At 40.4% G+C, this 19,895-nt stretch carries 14 protein-coding genes; 4 read left to right on the top strand and 10 right to left on the bottom strand.

The features are described 5' to 3' along the window. Window positions 1–145 precede the first annotated feature (145 nt). Window positions 146–1,282: a citrate synthase gene (locus B4U84_RS25460; RefSeq protein WP_131120949.1), complete on the bottom strand. Its 1,137-nt coding sequence runs from the start codon at window positions 1,280–1,282 to the stop codon at window positions 146–148. Between the two features lie 112 nt (window positions 1,283–1,394). Then, window positions 1,395–1,889, bottom strand: a complete 495-nt coding sequence (sixA, locus tag B4U84_RS25455; RefSeq protein WP_131120948.1) for a phosphohistidine phosphatase SixA — start codon at window positions 1,887–1,889, stop codon at window positions 1,395–1,397. A 373-nt stretch (window positions 1,890–2,262) separates the two neighbouring features. On the opposite strand from sixA, the gene B4U84_RS25450 reads away from it, so the two are divergent. The 3 genes from B4U84_RS25450 (at window position 2,263) to B4U84_RS25440 (ending at window position 6,929) form a co-directional block, all read left to right on the top strand. Further along, window positions 2,263–2,739, top strand: coding sequence for a hypothetical protein (locus B4U84_RS25450; protein WP_131120947.1), 477 nt, complete (start codon window positions 2,263–2,265; stop codon window positions 2,737–2,739). A 300-nt stretch (window positions 2,740–3,039) separates the two neighbouring features. Beyond that, window positions 3,040–3,906 carry a fimbrial biogenesis chaperone gene (locus B4U84_RS25445; protein WP_017311996.1) on the top strand — a complete coding sequence of 289 codons (867 nt, stop codon included), beginning with the start codon at window positions 3,040–3,042 and terminating at the stop codon, window positions 3,904–3,906. A gap of 176 nt (window positions 3,907–4,082) precedes the next feature. Continuing rightward, the gene (locus tag B4U84_RS25440) at window positions 4,083–6,929 is read left to right on the top strand and encodes a carboxypeptidase-like regulatory domain-containing protein (RefSeq protein ID WP_131120946.1); all 2,847 of its coding nucleotides are present in this window, start codon (window positions 4,083–4,085) and stop codon (window positions 6,927–6,929) included. 124 nt (window positions 6,930–7,053) lie between these two features. Here B4U84_RS25440 and B4U84_RS25435 read toward each other — a convergent pair whose 3' ends face one another. Further along, window positions 7,054–8,352 (bottom strand): DHH family phosphoesterase, encoded by a 1,299-nt coding sequence (locus tag B4U84_RS25435; RefSeq protein WP_131120945.1) that lies wholly within the window; start codon window positions 8,350–8,352, stop codon window positions 7,054–7,056. 399 nt (window positions 8,353–8,751) lie between these two features. Next, window positions 8,752–9,249, bottom strand: coding sequence for an HNH endonuclease (locus B4U84_RS25430; RefSeq protein ID WP_016860699.1), 498 nt, complete (start codon window positions 9,247–9,249; stop codon window positions 8,752–8,754). Window positions 9,250–9,573: 324 nt separating this feature from the next. Between B4U84_RS25430 and alr the strand changes: the two genes are divergently transcribed. Then, entirely contained in the window at window positions 9,574–10,758 is a 1,185-nt protein-coding gene (gene alr, locus B4U84_RS25425) for an alanine racemase (protein ID WP_131120944.1), read from the top strand. An 18-nt stretch (window positions 10,759–10,776) separates the two neighbouring features. Here alr and B4U84_RS25420 read toward each other — a convergent pair whose 3' ends face one another. From B4U84_RS25420 to B4U84_RS25395, 6 genes are all read right to left on the bottom strand, one after another. Then, entirely contained in the window at window positions 10,777–12,342 is a 1,566-nt protein-coding gene (locus B4U84_RS25420) for a GMC family oxidoreductase (protein WP_131120943.1), read from the bottom strand. Window positions 12,343–12,920: 578 nt separating this feature from the next. Next, window positions 12,921–14,270, bottom strand: a complete 1,350-nt coding sequence (locus B4U84_RS25415) for a cysteine desulfurase-like protein (protein WP_131120942.1) — start codon at window positions 14,268–14,270, stop codon at window positions 12,921–12,923. A gap of 185 nt (window positions 14,271–14,455) precedes the next feature. Continuing rightward, on the bottom strand, window positions 14,456–16,093 hold the full coding sequence (locus B4U84_RS25410; RefSeq protein ID WP_131120941.1) for a GUN4 domain-containing protein: 1,638 nt from the start codon (window positions 16,091–16,093) through the stop codon (window positions 14,456–14,458). 499 nt (window positions 16,094–16,592) lie between these two features. After that, a complete protein-coding gene (locus B4U84_RS25405; protein WP_131120940.1) occupies window positions 16,593–18,329 on the bottom strand; it encodes a carbamoyltransferase family protein in 1,737 nt (578 codons plus the stop codon). 58 nt (window positions 18,330–18,387) lie between these two features. Then, window positions 18,388–18,975 carry a YdcF family protein gene (locus B4U84_RS25400; protein WP_207390991.1) on the bottom strand — a complete coding sequence of 196 codons (588 nt, stop codon included), beginning with the start codon at window positions 18,973–18,975 and terminating at the stop codon, window positions 18,388–18,390. Between the two features lie 44 nt (window positions 18,976–19,019). Further along, window positions 19,020–19,757 carry a class I SAM-dependent methyltransferase gene (locus tag B4U84_RS25395; protein WP_131120939.1) on the bottom strand — a complete coding sequence of 246 codons (738 nt, stop codon included), beginning with the start codon at window positions 19,755–19,757 and terminating at the stop codon, window positions 19,020–19,022. Window positions 19,758–19,895 lie beyond the last annotated feature (138 nt).

Genomic DNA, 19,895 nt, shown 5'->3' with positions numbered 1-19,895 from the left:
ATTGGGCATTGGGCATTGGGCATGGGGCATTGGGCATTGGGCATTGGGAACAGACTTGTTAAATAATTCCTCCCACACTCCCTTGTCTCCCCACACTCCCCACACTCCCCACACTCCCTTGTCCCCTTTCCCCTTTCCCCGATCCCTACCGTTTCTCAATCGGCGTGTAAGGAATGTCGTACTGACCGTTATATACCTGAGTGGGGCGGAATATCCGGTTTTCTGCCAGTTGTTCTTTCCAATGTGCTAACCAACCAGCGACACGGGCGATCGCAAATATTGGTGTGAACAAATCTGTGGGAATCCCCAGCTTTCTGTACACCAAACCAGAATAAAAGTCAACATTGGGATAAATTCCTTTGTTGCCCAATTTTTCCTCTACCACCCGTTCCATCTCTTGGGCAATGTCATAGAATTTATCGTTGCCAAATTTAGCAAATAGCTGTTCTGCTAAGTTTTGCAAAATCGTAGCGCGTGGATCTTTGACTTTGTAGACACGATGTCCAAAACCCATGATTTTGGCTTTACGTTGTAGCCGATCCTCTATATAAGAACGTACATTGTCTACAGTGCCAATTTCTTCTAACATTTGAATTACTTCTTCGTTAGCTCCGCCATGTAACGGGCCTCCCAAGGTTCCGACTGCACTAGCAACTACTGCATAGGGGTCTGTCAGGGTAGAAGCTGTCACCCTAGCGCTAAAAGTAGAAGCATTCATTGTATGCTCTGCATGTAATATCAAGCAGACATCAAAAATTCTTGCTGCTAGTGGATCTGGTTCTTTTTCGTTGAGCATGTACAAAAAGTTAGCAGCGTAGTCCAAATTATCTTTCGGACGTACTGGGTCGTTTCCTTTTCGCATCAACTGAAACGCTGCTACCATTGTGGGAATAGTTGCTAGCAAGCGAACCACTGCATCTCGGATATAAACCGGATTATCCAAATCACGACGTGAATAAAACAAGCCTAAAGCAGCAGCAGAGGCTTGTAGGGCATCCATGGGGTGACCGCTTTCTGGAAAGGATTTCATCATGTCGCGAATGCGGTATTTAATCCGCCGATGATGGCGAACTTCATCCTCAAATGCTGCTAGTTCTTCTGCTGTTGGTAACTCACCCCAGATCAAAAGATAAGCAGTTTCCAGAAATGTACTTTTTTCTGCAAGTTCCTCAATCCGGATGCCACGATATTCTAGTAATCCCTTTTGCCCATCAACAAAGCTAATACTTGATTGGGCAGCAGGGATGCCTTCCAAACCAGGCCTGTATTCGCACACCATCATGGCAACACCATCTGATTTTTAAAGATTTGACCAGGCTAACTTACCAGAAATAATTATTGCCATAACAGTATTCCTGGTCGCACAAATTCTTTACGGAATTGTGGAAAAACTGTTAAAGCAAGTATTTGGGTGGTGTCAACCAAAACATCTGACCACGACCCAAAACAGAACCTGTTTCTGGTACCTTTACCCCGATCATACCTGCTTTTTTCAGCACCAAACGTTCTTTGACTTCCCCCCAAACAATTATTTCTGCCCAATGGCTCAAACACGGTTCGTGTCCAACCAAAGCTAATTGGGTATTTGGTGCAAAATTCTTTGGCTCTAACCAGTTTACAACCCAAGTGTAGATATGACCATCAGGGACTAGATGAGTACATTCTTCTATCTGCGAACTCAATCCAGCTATCATAAGTATATCTGCTGTCTGTTTTGCCCTGATAAAGGGACTAGTTACTATTAAATCAAAGTGCAAATCCAATTTCTTTAAACGTCGAGCAACTTTTTCTGTTTTTTGTCGCCCCTCTTTTGTAAGTTGTCTTTCCTCGTCTTTGATGTCGTCGGTTGCTGCTTCAGCAATGCCATGACGAATGAAGTATAGTTCCATTATTTTGAGTTTTTAATGCTTAATCAAGCACTTTACAGCAAAAATAATTGGTGATGATTTGTGATTTTCTTCTTTACGAGTAAGTTTATAAATCAAATTAAATCACTATGGAATATTTGTTATTACATATAAATTGTATATTTTGTTGGTTGTAACTATTACATTTTACTTTTTTTCAGTATAAATTCTGAAGCCGTACAAAGTTTTAAACATCACAATACAAACATGGTGTTTATGAAAACACAGGTCTCAACAGGAATGAAATATTGATCAGGGAATCTACCTGTTTTGTACCTTAATATCGCGCTACCAAAATAAATTTCTGTTGATGACTCAAACCAAAGTTCACTTACTATATTTTTAGGAATTAGGAATGATTCGTCACATTGTTGTTACCTCAGCTTTAGTGTTGGGAAGTTGGATTGCGATCGCTCCTAGAGCGTTTGCCGCTGGTACAGTAAATGTACCATTTGGTGGAACAGTAACCGCATCATGTTCTTTCTCTGGTACTCCTGGTTCTGGTACATTGGCTAACCCAACTCCATTTTCTTTAAGTAGCTTGGTGGGTGGTTCAGCTGGTTCTGCAACTGTGCAATGTAGTGGTGCTACTGGAAGTCTTCAAATTACTGGCGTGACCAAAACGGCTGGTCCTAATCTCAGTTCTCCCACTTATAATGCAACTGCTGTTGGAGGAGTTGTTAACGCTACTTATACCGCAGGTGTTTCTACTCCCGCACCAGTACTTCCTGGTCTTGCTATCCCTTTAATTGTAAACATGGATGTAGTTGATACTGCTGCTTTACCAGCAGGAACCTACGGTTTCACTGTTGACATGACAGTCACACCGTAAAATTTCGCGACTTTTTGGATTTTCTGACTAAATCTCACAATAGATATCTTGTACTTTGGCTATAAGTCAAAGTCTGGTTTGTTCTATTAATTTTGATGAGTTTCGGGTGTTCAGTTCCCTGACTTCTACTCTCTGGGAAGCTATCCTACGGGTGTCTATAAGAAGTTAGGGATCTATAAGCCCTTATAGATGTGTAAGAAGTTGTTGGTAATCTACAAGGTTTCACGTATCAACTAAAAAAAATTTGGGAAGTGAATATCAACTCCTTCCCAAGCTTTTAAAGTTCACTAATTTGGAAAAATGATTCATAAATTTATGCTAGCAAGACCCTCTGTTTTGTACAATAGTTTCAATAGAAAAAAATCTATTATTTGTTCTGCTGTTTTGCTAGGTATCTGTACTTTATCAGCAGTTTTATCTACTAGTGCAGTTCAGGCACAGGTGAGAATTTCTCCAATGGTAATTGAGGCACAAGCAAATCGTAACCAAGCCGAAGGAGTAATTAACGTCACCAATATTACAAATGAACCTTTTCGCGCTCGTGTTTACGTTCAGCCTTTTAGTTATAACCGGGATAAAGGTTTTGAAACTTTGTCATCTAGCCCCACCGACCTGAGTCCTTATTTGCAATTTTCACCGGGTGAATTAGTTGTAACTCCAGGTACTACCAGACGGATACGTTTAATAGCTCAACTTCCTCCGAATCTTCCTGATGGTGAATATCGAGTTGTAGTTTTCACCGAAAATTTAAAGGAAATTAAAACAACTGATCAAAACGGCAATTCTCTGAATATCAGAGCAAAAATTGGGTCTACTTTTTATGTACGTAAAGGAAATTTATCTCCTCAACTGACTGTAGATAGTAGTAGTTTTGATGCAGCTAAAAACCAAATAAAATTGTTAGTTCGCAACATTGGCCAAGCATCTGTTCTCCCGATCGCTAATTGGACTTTAAAACAACAAGGAAAAGTTATCCGCAGTGGTAAGGTAGAAGCAACAGGAATTACTGCACAGAGCGATCGCAATTTATTATTGAATCTTGCAGGTCAGGAAAAAACACCAATTTCCTCTGGAAACTATGAGCTTTCTGGTGAATTGATTTGGGGTCAAGCTCCTAATCAAACCTCTCTACCTTTTAACATGAATATTATTGTACCTAGTAAGTAGTTTTGTTCTCTACTTACCTTTTTTATGCTTTTTCATCGCTTAGAAGGAGCATAAATAAAATTATATAAATTTTGTAATTAAAATTATTCAATATTTTTTAAACCTTGCTTTATCTGAAGCCAAGGCAGAATTTGACATGCAAATTAAAGACATCAAAAAGCTATTTTTTTGTGAATATGACTCATGTAATATCTCCTCCAAAATTACCTAATGATAGCTATTTAGTATCTGTAAATGTTGGCAAAAAAGATTTGAATTTAGTCACAAAAAAGACTACAAACATCAATCCAAAATCTACATTGCCAGAGATTTCCGAACCACAATTTTCTATTAGTCATCAAAAGTTAGTTGCAGATTTAAAAACTAGCTCCGGTGACAAAAATCAGGCGATCGCTCCAGTTATTCAAGCACAAATTATCCCTTCGATCACACCACCAGAAAGCTTTGTCCCGGAAACTTCTGTATCGAAATCAACCGCAGCAACAGGATCATCAATTCCTTCCATCGCTGAGAATTCTCAGGTTTTTCCTGTAGGCTTAGATGTTGGACAGCGCAATGTCATTAAAAGTGTTTTAGTACGAGGAAAAGAAGACGGAATCCAAGCCATTGACTTTGAGCAATGGCTTATACCTTATGATGCGGTAATTCAGGCTTTAAATTTAAATGTTACACCCTTGCCAGATGGGCTGCAAGAAGTGCGTGCGCCTGGTTTTGTGATTCGCATTAATCCCAAACTACTCCGCAATGACCCAAAATTAGGGTTAGTTTTTTCTGTGCAAGACTTGCAAACTTTATTTGGCGTTCCGGCTGAATTTGATATCAATGATTATGCAGTGCGCTTACTTCCACCTTGGTTAAAAACTCCAGTACCGCAGGGATTTGGCGAACCCCAAGAAGCGTCACCAGAAATGGCGGGACTACCAGAAGTTATCCCTCCAGATTTTAGCATTACTAATGTTGAACAACGTTTGTATGTTAATGGTTTGACTAATTATGCTACTAGTTATCAAGGTAACTTGACAGCAGTTGGTACAGCTTTAGGTGGTAGTTGGTTTATTCGCGCCAATCAACCAAACTTCAAAAATGCTGCTACTTGGCAAATTTCTGAGGCTCAATTTCTGCGCCAGACAAATCGAGCTGATTATATTCTTGGTTCACAGACACCGTTTTGGTTTGGTCAACAAACCGGCGATTATTGGGGTTTCACGACAATTCAGCGCCAGGGATATAAGCCAAAAGAAACATTGTTAGGTGCGACCCCAGATCCGCGTCAGCGTTTGCAAGCTGCTGAAATTGGGCGAGTGATTACAGGAAAAGCAGAGCCAGGAACATTGGTAAGATTGACTCAAGCTTTTAGCGATCGCCCAATTGCAGAAGTCTTAGTAGATTCTTCTGGTATTTATCGTTTTGATAATATTCCAGTTGATGGTCGTTTTTTAGCTAGTAATTACCGTCTATTACTTTACCCCCAAGGACGACTCACCGAAGCACCAGAAATTCGCGAGCTAACTTTTTCTTCCGCACCAGGACAATTACCACCTGGCGCGAATGCGTTGATTTTTTCTGGTGGTTTGCGGAGAAAATTTTCCACAGATAGTGCAAATTTATTGGGAGAATTTACTGATTTTAGAGGGGGTATGGCTCAACGTTGGGGTTTGTCGGAAAGCTTAACTGTAGGAATTGGTGGAGTTTATGACAATTCATTTCGGGGGTTGGGAGAAATATTTTATCAGCCGCAAAATTTACCTTTAACAGTAGCTGTTTCAGCTTTAAGCGGGGATGAAAATAATCACTGGGATGTGAACGCTGATATTCGGTTTGATTTGTCTCGGACTGCGCGTACCCGATTTTTTAGCGATCGCTTTGGTTCTAATTTTAATTTCGATTGGCGAATGCTTCCTTGGCTAGGTTTCCTTGGAGGTTATGACAGTCGAGATGGTGTTTTTGGGGGTTTGGAAATTTCCCATAGTGGGAAAAATTCTTTTACCTTTGCTCGTGCTACTTTAGACAGTCAAAATCACTTCCGTTGGAGTTTTGTGCAACGCTTAGGTGATATGGAATTTACAACTCGTGGAAATGAAGTTGGTTCTCTATCCCAATTGGCTTACAATTTTTCCGGGAAAAGTCCTTTAGATACAGGACATTCATTGCTTGTGAATTACGAAACTAGTAATTTTTTCACCCAGGAAAATAGTCTAGCTAGTGCGAGTTGGCGTTATCGTTCTCCAGCACGCGCCATTGATGGGAGTTACTTGTGGGAAGCACAACTAGGTTATGGTATTGGTTCGCAAGGTTCAGGAGCGATCGCCAGCTTGGGAACAACAATTATCCCAGGTATAATGCTGCGGGGACGTTACCAAGGGGTATCCCTCACTTCAGATCAACCGAGTTTTGGGATAGAGTTAGTTTCTAGCTTTGACATGCAAAGAGGAATGAAGCCTGATTCTTCTCGACGTTCTAACTATTTTCGTACCCAAGGCGGTATATTGATTCAACCATTTTTTGATCGCAATCAAAATGGCAAACGTGATCTTAATGAAGCTATTTATCTCAATCAGCCAGAGTTAATGCTGATCCTCAATAACCGTCCCTTGAAGTTTTTTCAACCAGAAATTCAAAATGAAGCAGCTTTGGTGCGTTTGTCTCCTGGTAAATATCGCCTTGATCTCGATCCAGCAGGGTTTCCCCTTGATTGGAAAGCTACAACAGACGCTTTAGCCGTGGATGTTGTCGCTGGTAGTTATACAACAGTAGAGTTACCTCTAATCAAATCTTACACCCGTACCGGAGTTGTAACTGATGTTAAAGGCCAGCCAGTTGCAGGGGTACGGGTAGAAGCTGTTCAAGCAAACTCAGGTTTGCGGCGATTGTCTGTGACTAACGGTGCGGGAGTTTATTATCTTGAAGGATTGCCACAAGGAAACTATGCTCTAGAAGTTAACGGTAAGCCAGCTTTACCTGGTAATTTGCAATTAGAAGAATCTTCTCAATCATTTCAAGAAATTAATCTCCAGCAAAATTAAATAAAGTCAGACGAAAGAAACATAACGCAAGTCACGAAAAGAAAACATCCACCAACCTTTACCAATGACAAATGACTATTGTACAGACGCGATGTTCCTCGCGTCTCTACCAATGACAAATGACTTATTCTGATTGAATTGGGTTATCTTTGGGGTTAACTAATCTCAGCAGCTTTTGCTTAATCTGGGTATCGAAAACCTCCCACTTCATTTTTGCATAAGCAGAATTCTCGTTACTGCCTGATAAGAAACCCATAGGAATTTCAAAACCACCTGCACTGGTGCGTCCACCACCAAAAAATCGACCACTGCTATCTTGTCCAAAAGCTTCTTTGATAAACTCATCAGGGTCTAGGGTAAGTTTAGTTGTTCTCAAAGAGCCTACAACCACTTCTAATTCTTCGTCTTCATCGTGAACAATACCGTAAACTAGGGCAGTGTGAACATTTTCTTCGGTGACGAGAAAATCTGCGGCTTGGGGAATGGCGTCTCTGTCGTCGTAGCGCAAGTAACCGACTCCAGCAATGGAAAAGTTGTTTTGGACGATACGGTTTTTGAGCGATCGCTCAATCACATCCATTACCCGTTTAGAACGGTTAGCTTGCAGTATGGCGTTCAGTAGCTGGGCGTCGTAAAATCTGCTCAGATAGCCTGCTGCCATGAAATCTTCTTCTTTGGCTTGCATGAGCAGGTTAGTATCAGAACGCAAACCATGCATTAAGGCAGTTGCACATTTGACATGCTGGTTGATACTGCTATCTAAAGGGAGCAATCCAGCCTGTAAGTACTGAGTAAAAATTGTAGCTGTAGATCTGACGGCAGGACGAATATCAACAAATTTTGATTTGAGGTCTCCTTGCAAATTGTGATGGTCAATAACTGCTATCAGTGGAATTCCCGCCTGTTGCACCACTGGCACTAATCCAGAGGTGGTTCCTTGGTTATCAATTAAGACATAACCTTGGTAAGAAGACAAATCTTTGCTTTTAAGATTTGGCAGCGAACAACGAATCGCTGGTAAACCAGTTAGCTTCACAAGGGCAATATTTTCTTGATGGCTGAGAGTACCAGCGTAGACTATCTCGCACTTAATATCATACTGTTGAGCTATTAACAGATAAGCCCAAGCAGAAGAAAGAGCATCTGGGTCTGGAAAATCTTGCAGAATTACTAACTGGCGATCATGACGGTGTGCAAGCATCAGCTGACGCAATTCTTCTGATTTCTGTAGTGTCACAGAATTGGCACGCTGACCTAGAGAATTGCCTCCTTCTGTTGATGTTAGCGTTCCAGTTGACTGCCTGATGAGTGGAGTATCCAAAGACTCTTTGTCTATGTCTACCTCATCCGGATTCGCTTCTGGAGTTGGATCTGTTGTCAATGGCAATCTCTCAAACTGAGTAAGGGAAGAATGAAACTGCATAGTAAATGGTTTGTACAGTGTGGCGTGATATTAAGTTCAACAATCAAGACTACAACCAGCAAATCACTGATTTAGCCACACTCTCTCGATCTTCGCAAAAATAAATGAACTTGAGAATGTATATATGGGTCTATTTTTTCTACATTTATTTGGTGAATAACCGAAATATGCTTTATGTATAATTGGCAAATTCAAAAATTGAGCTACTTGCTAAAACACGAAAATGTGTTATGATGACGAGGTTGATAAAAAATCGGCAATAAAACTTTACAAACTCCTACGCCAGCTTGTAAAGGAAAAATAGCCGACAACAAGCCAAAAAACCAACCTCGTCCACACTTGGTGAACAGCAAAAGCTATAAAAAACTTTTACCGATTGATATTGAATAAAGGTAATTGTTAAAGGCCTATAACATACTTTTGCCACTCCTTATGTGTTCCAGTTTTGAGATGCTTTGTGACCTCAAAGTACAAACTGCTGTAGGGTCTGCGAGGTTGATGGCGTAAAAGCATATGTGCTTCGTGGGGGGTGCGGCAACCCTTTTTAACATTGCAGCGGACGCAAGCTGTAACAATGTTTTCCCAAGAATCTCCTCCTCCACGCGATCGCGGTAACACATGATCTAAGGTCAACTCATCCCCTGTGTAACCACAGTATTGACAAGTGTGACCATCCCGATGCAATATGTTTCGACGCGTCAGAGGAATTTCTTTATAGGGAACTCGGACATAATGGCGTAATCGGATTACCGTTGGAAGCGGAAAACCGGAGTAGAGAAACTTGCCATTGTGCTCTACACGCTCTGCCTTACCCTTGATTAACAGAACCGCAGCACGACGCCAACTCGTGATGTTGAGCGGTTCATAAGAGGCGTTCAGTACTAAAACCTTCCCCATTGATAATCGTTCGAGGTATTAGTTTTACATATATTAACACATAATGTAGTCTGGTTTGGTAATGATGAGAAATTATACTGCTGAAATTTTGGTCTAAATGAGTACAAAAATAAGATTCCCAGAGCAAGAATTTAGCGATCGCTCCGAAGCAAAGGAAGTTCTAAATCAAATCATGAAGTGATCAAACACCTAATCCTGCTATTAGCTCTTGTCCTATTGACACGATGAGCGTTAAACTTCTGTGATTATTCCAGAGTAGCTTTCAGCAACATGAATAAGTATATAAGCTGAAAGCAAAACAGTGGTGTGATAGGAGTAAACAGAATGTTAAGTCATGAGCAATCTCAGGGTGTTGCAGTTGGGCAATGTGACACCTATGCTTGGTATTCACAACGTGCTTGGGTGGAAATTGATTTATTGGCTTTGTCGCATAACGTCCAACAACTGCGTCAATTCCTATCACCACGTACCCAGCTAATGGCTGTTGTGAAAGCAGATGCTTACGGACACGGAGCAATTACAGTTGCTCAAACAGCATTACAATCAGGAGCAAGTTGGCTTGGTGTTGCTACAGTTCCAGAAGGAATTCAATTACGCGAAGCTGGAATCAAAGCTCCGATTTTGATTTTGGGTGCAACTCATACTCCAGAACAAATTTATGCGATCGCTCATTGGGAACTTCAACCAACACTATGCAGTCCCAAACAAGCACTGGTTTTTTCTAATATTTTAGAAGCGATCAATCATAGTTCTCCTATACCTGTACACATTAAATTAGACACGGGTATGTCCCGCTTGGGAACTAATTGGCAACAAGCCTGCGAATTTGTCCAGCTAGTCCGGAGTTTGCCACATTTAAAGATAGCTAGTGTATACTCTCACCTAGCAACAGCAGATAGTCCTGATCCGACTGTCATGCAACTACAACATCGTCGCTTTCAAGAAGCGATCGCTCAAATTAAAGCCTTAGGAATCAAACCACCTTGCTTACACTTGGCAAATTCAGCCGCTACCCTTAGTGATAAACAATTACATTACAACATGGTGCGTGCAGGTTTGTTGATTTATGGACTTTATCCAGCTACACATTTGCGATCGCAAATTGATCTCAAACCTGTTTTGCAACTCAGGGCCAGAGTTACTCAAGTCAAAACCATTGCTGCTGGTACTGGTGTGAGTTACAGTCATCAATTTATCGCCAAGGAAGAAATGCGTATTGCGGTTGTCGGAATTGGTTATGCAGATGGTGTACCGCGCAATCTTTCTAATAAAATGCAGGTATTAATTCGTGGTCAACGAGTGCAACAAATCGGTACAATTACGATGGATCAGCTAATGCTAGATATCAGTGCTTTACCAGATATACAAGAAGGTGAAGTAGTCACTTTACTCGGTCAAGACGGTAAACAACAAATATCTGCTGATGATTGGGCAAATCAATTAAACACGATTTCCTGGGAAATTCTCTGCGGTTTCAAACATCGTTTGCCCCGTCTAGGTGTAATTTAAATAGTTATGATCTTGCTATCAAGAATTTTTAATTAAATCAGCAGCTTTTTCCGCAATCATAATAGTGGGGGCATTAGTATTTCCACTTATAATAGATGGCATAATTGATGCATCTACTACTCGCAGTCCTTGAAATCCGTGTACTTGCAGTTGGGAATTAACTACCGCCATCGAATCATTACCCATCTTGCAAGTGCCAACTGGGTGATACAAACTTTCTACAGTGTCTCGAATATATGCACGTATTTCTTCATCATTCTGTACCTGCAAACCGGGGACTAATTCTTCACCTCGGTAAGAATCAAAAGCTGACATTTTTGCTAACTGACGTGATAGTTTGACACCTGCTACCAAAACTTCTAAATCAGCTGCTTTTTCTAAATAATTTGGTTGAATGATTGGTGCTTCTAAAGGATTGAGAGAACGTAAAGTAATGCTACCTTTACTTTGCGGATATAAAAGAGTTGCACCGAAAGTAAATCCATGTCCTTTTGGTTGTGTGAAGCCATGATTTAGAAAAAAAACAGGCGCAAAATGAAATTGTAGATTACTTATTGCTAAGTCAGGATGAGTTTTGACAAAACCTCCCGCTTCTGCAACATTTGTGGTAAGAGGCCCATTTTTTAAAACTACATACTTCAGAAGATTGATAAACTTTTCTGCATTTGCGAGAGATATAGATTGTGTACATTTATAGGCAACAGGTACACACAGATGATCTTGTAAATTTCTGCCAACACCGGGTAAATTAATCACTACAGGAATCCCCAGAGATTTTAACTTTTCTGCATCTCCGATTCCTGAGAGCATTAATAACTGTGGTGAATTAATTGCACCAGCACTCAAAATAATTTCTTTGGCAATTTTAATTTTATGTTTTACTTGATTGTAAATGTAAGTTAACCCAACAACTTTGTTTCCTGAAAAATTTATTTTTGTAACTTGGGAATTGGTTTTAATTGTAAGATTGGGACGTCGTAATATCGGCTTCAGATAAGCACTTGCTACACTGTGACGTTTCCCATATTTTTGAGTAACTTGATAAAATCCTACTCCTTCTTGTTTTGCACCATTGAAATCATGATTGAGTGAAAAACCTGCTTGTTGTGCTGCTTTCACAAAAGCATGAGAAAGTGGATTAATACAGCGCTGATTGGTAACGTTGAGAAGTCCATTTACACCGTGGTATACATTTTTCAGGACATTCTGATTTTCAGCTTTGATGAAGTAGGGAAGTACATCTTTTGCACTCCAGCCTAAATTACCTAATTCTTGCCAATCATCATAGTCACGCCAATTACCACGAATATAAATCATGGCATTAATTGAACTACTTCCACCCATGACTTTGCCACGAGGCCAATATAATTGGCGATTGTTGAGGTGAGACTGTGGTTGTGTGTAATAAGCCCAGTCATATTCTGTTTTAAATAACTTATGAAAACCTGCGGGAATATGAATTTCTTGTTTTTGATCTGAGTTCCCTGCTTCTAACAATAATACTGTTGTGTTTGGGTCTTCAGTGAGGCGATTTGCTAAAACACAACCTGCTGAACCTGCACCAATAATTACATAATCGTACATTATTTTTGTTAATAAGTAAGTCGGTGGAAATAAACCTAACTGTATTACGAAAAGCAAGCAAGCTCAAAAAGTGCAGACGCGATGTTCCTCGCGTCTCTACCAATTACCAATGACCCTTACGGGTTCGCCAGTCGCTCATGGGGGAGACCCCCAAGACCGCGCTGGCTCACAAATGACGACCCCAGTTGCTGGGTATAAACATGTTTATTGATCATGCTCTTAAATAAACTTTAAGTATTTTTTAACTCCTGTGATACCACATGCAGTGATCCCCAAGTAAAGATAGTAGGGTGATAAAAATACTACTCCTAACACACTAACATTCCAGAAAAGTTATCTCCCTAGAGTTAGCTTTTTCTGGAGAAACCAATCTCTGCAAAATCCACAAAAAGGGGGTAAAGTAGTATGCTCTGCGACAGATGTAGGCGTCAGCAAACCTGTTTGCCAATGCTATTTTCTAAAAGAGATCCGCAATTGCAAAAAATGCTCAAAAATCTGAAAAGATGTGAGTTGCGTATAGTTAAATAAAACTTTACTAACAACATGATTGCTGATCTTCGGATTGTCACACTTTTAAATTATTTTGATAGCACTGCTATCTCATGTAATACTTCCAACAATCGCTGAATTTCTGCTACCGTGTTGTAATGTACTAATCCAACTCGCAACAAACCACCGCTAGCTTCTATTCCTAGCTTTTCAGTTAAGTTTATGGCGTAGAAATTACCATACCAGGTAAAAATACCGCGATCGCCTAAAGTTTTTGCCACCATTTGGGGAGATTGTCCTTCTAATCGAAATGCTACCGTTGGTGTCCGCCAAGCAAAGCGTGCGGGATCGGTAATACCGTAGAGAGTTAAGCCAGGAATATCCAAAAGCCCACAAATCAATTGTTTGCTGAGTTCTGCTTCATATTGTTGAATAGCTGTCATTGCTGTCACTAAAGCTGCACGGCGATTGGGATAAGATGACGATGTTGCATGTCTGGGGGGACAGCGAAATGTTTCCCATTTTCCCGTATCAGCTTCTAAGAGACTAGAAAGCAACTGACTTTCCACTGAAGGTGAGACATGACAACCGAGTTTGGCCAAATAATTAATCGCCGCTACCATTCCTGCTAAACCTTCGTGGTTTAGTGTACCTGTTTCCCAACGCGATGGTGTTTCATCAGAAGCGGGACGGACTTTGTAAGGTTGGAGACGGGCTAAATGTTCGTGTTTTCCATAGAGAATCCCGACATGAGGCCCAAAAAATTTATAAGCAGAACAGACAAGAAAATCACAATCAAGCGATCGCACATCAATGGGAGCGTGGGGTGCATAATGGACTGCATCGACAAAAACCAGCGCCCCGACACTATGGGCAAGTCGGGCGATCGCAGCGATATCATTAATTGTACCGACTGTATTAGAAGCGTACCCAACTGCTACTAGACGTGTGCGATCGCTAATTTGCTGTTCGAGATCGCTCCAGTTGAGAGTACAATCTTCAACATTAATATCAACAAACCGGATAGTTGCACCACGTTCAGCCAATGCAGACCAAGGAGAAATATTCGCATCGTGGTCAAGACGTGTCACAATTATTTCATCACCTGGTTGAATTTCTCGACCAATAGCCCGACTGAATGCATAAGTGAGGGTGGTCATGTTTGCACCGAAGACAACTTCGCTGGGGTGACATCCAAGAAAATCAGCCACCGCAGTTCGAGCCGAATCAATTAGTGCATCTGTCCGGGCGCTAGTGGCAAAAGGCCCGTGAGCATTAGCATTTGACCTCACCAGATAATCGGCGATCGCATCTATTACTGACCCTGGTATTTGTGTACCTCCCGGCCCATCAAAAAAAATCACAGGTTGGTTGTTAATTTTTTGGGTCAATGCCGGAAACTGGGCAAGTATCCATTCTATATCAAGAGGTGCTTTCATGGCTGACTGACTCCTGGCTTTGAGGCGAAATCAGTTTTCAGTGAACAGTTACCAGTGTTCACTGAATAATGATCAATAACTGTTAATATTTTAACCTTTGCGCCCTTGCCATTGCCAGAAATTGCGGTTCATACCCAATTCTCGCAATTTTGCTGCTAAACGTTAGGCTCTTTGGCGTTCTTGTTCTACAGGTCGCATATCTCCATTTTAGATGTCAGAGCAGAGAAACCAATCACACAACTCAAAGAACCTACAACCCAACCCCGCCATTCTGTTAAAGAGTGAATTACACCTGCTGCGGGGAAGTGTCCTTGAGGAGCATCTGAACTAAAAGTTAAGTCAGAGTAAAACAACCAGTTGTCATTTACGCGCCAGCCAACACGCTCACAAAATTTACCCCATATTTCATAATCAATATCAGTTTGAGCGCCGATACTTTCCCAAATACTCTTTTGCACACTTAAGCCAAAGCGCCCATTACTATATTTCAGCCACAGCTGGTCTATAGTACAAAGGTCTATGCAGGGAAGTTGATTGATAGATTGAATATTCAGCCAGCCTTGTTCTTCTCTACCTGCTGCCTTTAGCAGTAAACTAACAGTTTCTCGGTCTGCTTGTTTCCATTTACCAGCTGCTAAGAGATCGTTTAATTGCTGATAGTTTATTTCTAGTGTAGAGCAGAGATTAATATCTTGATCTTTAATTGTATTTTTGTTATTGATTTTATCGTTCTTAAATTCGGGCTTGAAGACTGAAATATTGTTAAGTTTTAGAAAATACTCTGTTGTTTTATTAACTTCATGCTCACAAGTACTAGTGCCTGTTAATTCTAATGTTTGGAGTGGTAAACTTGACCTTCCATTGTTTTCTAGATAAGACGGTTGGAGTACAATATTAGTTTGAGAATATAAAAATTCAGACCGCAACTGAGCAATTCTTTGCATTGCTGCGATCGCATCTATATCTGGAGTAGAAGCTATTGTATTCGTCTGCATCCATAGTTGTTCTGCTAGTTCCAGATTGTTGTCAACTTCAGCCTGAAAAGCACTAATTTTGAGTTGAGAAATATCATTTAAAGTCGCATGTTTTGGTAGAACAATTCGGTGTAATTTGGCATTTGGTTCAGCAACTATCTGGGGTGTTTGTCGAGCATGTTTATATTGATTAACAAGTTGTGACACCCGAAAACTGAGATATTGATGCAAACGTTCTATTGTGGCACATTGCCCTTGATTGCCTAAACCTTCCACTAATGCATAAGTAAACACTCCCTGTTTTAACGTCTCAATTTCATAGGAGCATTCATCGGAACTACAGGAAAAAATGCTGGTGAATCCATTTTGACGTGCGATTTGTTGAGTTTGTCGCCCAAATTTTTCCCCAAAAGTTTTGTTTTGATGACGACAAGCATCAAAGACGAGAATAACATTTCCAGAACCACAGCTACGTAAACATTCCGTCAGATAGTTAACAGGGATTGCCGTATTTTCTACATCTTGGAGATTACCGTCACAGGGCATGATGTAGTCTTGATTAGCATGTACAATACCATGACCACTAAAGAAAAACCAAAAGTTATCACCTGGCTGCAAGCAGGATTTTTCAAATAAATTCTGTAAAAATTGCAACAATTTATTCCGAGAAGGGTGATTTGAAGTTTCCAACCCTTTGAGGGAGTGATCACAAAACAAGTAAACCTGATCAAAATCAGCTTCATTGCAGAGAAATTCCTGCATTAACTGTGCATCTCTGTTAGCATACTTGAGAGGTTGCAGGAACTCATACTGGTTGATACCAATTACCAAGGCCCAGTTTTTCGTCATTTTTAGTTGTGTGCTTACCACTTGAACTTTAGTTTGATTGCTCGTTGTTATATTTTTAATTGACAGATTAAAAAAACAAAAAAGTAGCTCACCCGCCAACAAGAATTAAACAGGAGCATAGTAGCGGGTGTTTAGATCCCCGACTTCTGTGGGAAGTCGGGGATCTATTACCCCTCAGAACTAATGCGATGAACCAATAACTAGAAAAGAGACTTTACAATTAAAATCAGTGAAAAGTTAGCAATTGCTAGCTGAGAACTGATAACTGTGAAAGTCTCTACACTAATACATTAGATATTGGAGTTCTTCAGGACATATGCAAAAAATTTAGATAAATTGAGTACACTCATAATCTTGCATCAGCTTTTCATCCCGCCAAGAAATAAATTTATTGGCTAATAGCTAAAGTCAGATAAATCTGACTAGGACGATGTTTGAGTCCGTTAAAACGGACTTATACTATTAGCCTCAGAATTAATTCTGAGGCGGGATACTCAATCTATGATTTAATATCGCTGCGTTCTATGTAATAAGAACCCAATACCAAAGCATCCATATTAGTTCTCAAGAAGCATTGAATTGCTTCGGTGGGAGTCCGAACGATGGGTTCATTTTCATTGAGAGACGTATTGAGAACAATAGGAATACCTGTACGTTGAGCAAAAGTATTAATTAAGTTCCAATAGAGAGGATTTGTTTGACGACTGACACTTTGTAAACGCCCTGTACCATCAACATGAGTAACAGCAGGAATTAATTCTCTTTTTTCTGGGCGAATTTTAAAGACTTTTTCCATAAACGGTGCAGGTTCATCGAGTTCAAAATACTCACCAACTTTTTCTTCCAATATACTGGGAGCGAAGGGGCGGAATTTTTCCCGGAACTTGATTTTGAGGTTGATGATATCGCGCATATCTAAGCGACGCGGATCAGCAAGGAGAGAACGGTTCCCCAAAGCTCTAGCAGCAAATTCCATTCTCCCCTGGAACCAACCGACTACTTTTCCTTCACACAGAAAATCAACAACTTGGTTGAGTAGAGCTTCTGTTTCTAGATGTTTGGGTTGCAAGTCATGAGACTGTAATGCTAGCAAGCATTCCTCATCAGTAAATTCCGAACCCCAATAGGCATGATTTAAAACAAAATGGCGAGGTTGTTTGAGCATTTGATTCCAAACAAAGAAGGCTGCTCCAATACATGTACCATTGTCCGCAGCGCCCACCGGAATATATACGTTTTTAAAAGGAGTATTTTGAGTAATCTTGCCATTCGCAACAGAGTTCATTGCTACACCACCTGCTAAACAGAGATTTTCACTCTTGTAGCGATCGCTCAAGCGGTTGATTAAATGAAATATAATTTCTTCGGTGACTGCTTGCAAAGATGCTGCAATATTTTGATGTTTTGCTGTCACTTCTGACTTGATCTGTCGGGCTGGGCCTAGTAATTTTTCTAGTTCTGGGCTGTGGAAAGGTTCAACCTGGGGCGCACCATTGTCCCATTTCATGGCGATACCCTGCTCATGATGAGTGAAATAATCTAAGTTCAACTCAAAACTATCGCCTTTAGGATAAATAATTTGCCGGAATGCTTCTAGATATTCTGGTTCTCCGTAAGGTGCTAATCCCATAACTTTATATTCATCACCATAGGCAGGAAAACCTAAGTAGAGAGTGATGGCATTATAAAGATAACCGATAGAATGAGGATAGTGAGTACGCCAAAAGTAATCGAGATGATTACCTTCACCCGCACCGGAGAGGGTACTCACAAAATCACCCATCCCATCAATGGATAAAATAGCAGCTTTGTCAAATGGGGAAACAAAGAAAGTACTGGCTAGGTGGGTTGTGTGGTGTTCTAATGTATGAATCGGAGCGCTAATGTCTTCTGGTTGACAGTAACAAGCTTCTGCTAACTGTTCTTTGAGACTAGCAGATTTACTTTGTTTGCTAAACCGATCCAAAAGTGATGATAGGGAAGGACGTTGTTGCAGGGTGAAAAGCAGTTTGCGGTTCAGGTTGGCTTTGGGGTTGAAAGAGACAGCAACATGATCTAAGTCTGCGGCGCTAATACCACCCACTTGCAAACAATAGCGAATAGATTGAGCCGGAAACCCAGCCCAATGTTTAATCCGGGTGAAGCGTTCTTCTTCGACTACAGCAATAAGTTGACCATTTTGAATCAGGCAAGCTGATGCATCACCATGATAGGCGTTAATTCCAAGAATGTTCATTTATGTGGGACTCTTGATTATAAGTTTGTTGAAAAAATTTTAATTTTACAGGAGAGTGTCAAAGCGGAGAATCAATAGGACTGTTTTTGAGTTCTGATCCGGTGTAACCTGTAAAAACCCAAACCAAAGCACGAACACAATCACGTAAAATGCGAAGTTGAGATTCTGGTGAGTTTATCGTTGGAACTGAGACAGGAGTGAAGACTATACCTTGACTACCAAGGATGATCGTGGCGATCGCTTTGGCTCTGGGCATATGAAAGCTAGAAGTAACCAAAAATAGGTGTTGTATATGGCGTTGTTTGAATTTATTCACTAAAGTGGTAAAGTTAGTAACTGTATCAACAGCAGTGTAATCAACATGTACGCGTTTGAGTGAAACACCTGCGGCTTGAAAAGTTTTTCGTATCTCCTTTAAGCTGGAGTCAGAAGATAGCCAAATTTCTAGAGATGGATACCATCGAGCTAGTTCAGCGGTCAACTCTTCCCGTTCGATTCCACCACCCAAACAAAAGAAGGCTTGGGGTTGGGGTGCTTGATAGTAGGCGATCGCCAACCGTACAGGAATTAAACTGACTACGGTGAAGATAAAACCTGCTATAGCCAAAATCAAATATCTTTTAAATTGGCTATTGAAGCGTTTCATGGATAAACTAACCTTAACTTCTCAACAACGATCAGCGCTTTTTATCAGGCTTCTTTATGTACTTGTGCAAATGCAAAAATAACAGGACGCAAAAATCCTGGAGAAAATTTTTGATGCATAACACCAAGCCAATAGGTAAATCTTGAAAAGGATAAATAGCGTGGCTCTGACTCATATCCGTACACGACGCTCTCAAAGCCGTATTTCTTGAGCATTTCTTTTACCTTTGGTATTGAGTTACATTTGTAGACAGTCGGGAAAATATCCTTTTCTTGCCGTTCTTTTTGAGCGATCGCTAAAACTTTAACATGTAATTTGTTGGGAATAAGTCTTGAGATTATAGCAATATAATTCCAGATATTTGGTGTTCTCATACAGAAATATCCCTTGTCTTTAATTACTCTTCGCAATTCTGAAAAGACAGACTCTGGATTTTCTAGATGTTCTACTACACAATCACAAATGCACAAATCAATTGAATTATCTTCTAACGGTAATTGTTCACTATTAAGAAGATGAAATTCATCTATGAAAGGATTTTCTTGAGCAGCAGAGTCAACATCAATTCCAATAACTTTCTTTACTTTTCCTTTCAATACTCGAATTTCACGTCTTATCCTCGCTGTGTCTTCTACGTATTCACCTCTACCACATCCAAGATCAAGAACAACAGACGATGGTTCAGCTAGGGCATTTACTCGTGTATAGAAGACTATTGTCCCATCTATATCTGTAAAGTCCCCAAATTTACTCTCTGGATAATAAATATGCATTAATGTCATAATTTCCTCCAAAGTAAATTAAGTGGAAGTCCCTAAGTACTTAGTTTCGGGGTTAGCCGAAATGATTTTTGGGTTAGCCGAAATGATTTTTGGGTTAGCCGAAATGATTTTTGGGTTAGCCGAAATGATTTTTGGGTT

The sequence above is a fragment of the Westiellopsis prolifica IICB1 genome (genome assembly GCF_004323185.1).
Lineage (GTDB): Bacteria > Cyanobacteriota > Cyanobacteriia > Cyanobacteriales > Nostocaceae > Pelatocladus > Pelatocladus prolificus_A.
Note: the sequence above shows the minus strand (reverse complement) of the source record. Positions and strands in the feature narration are given on the sequence as shown.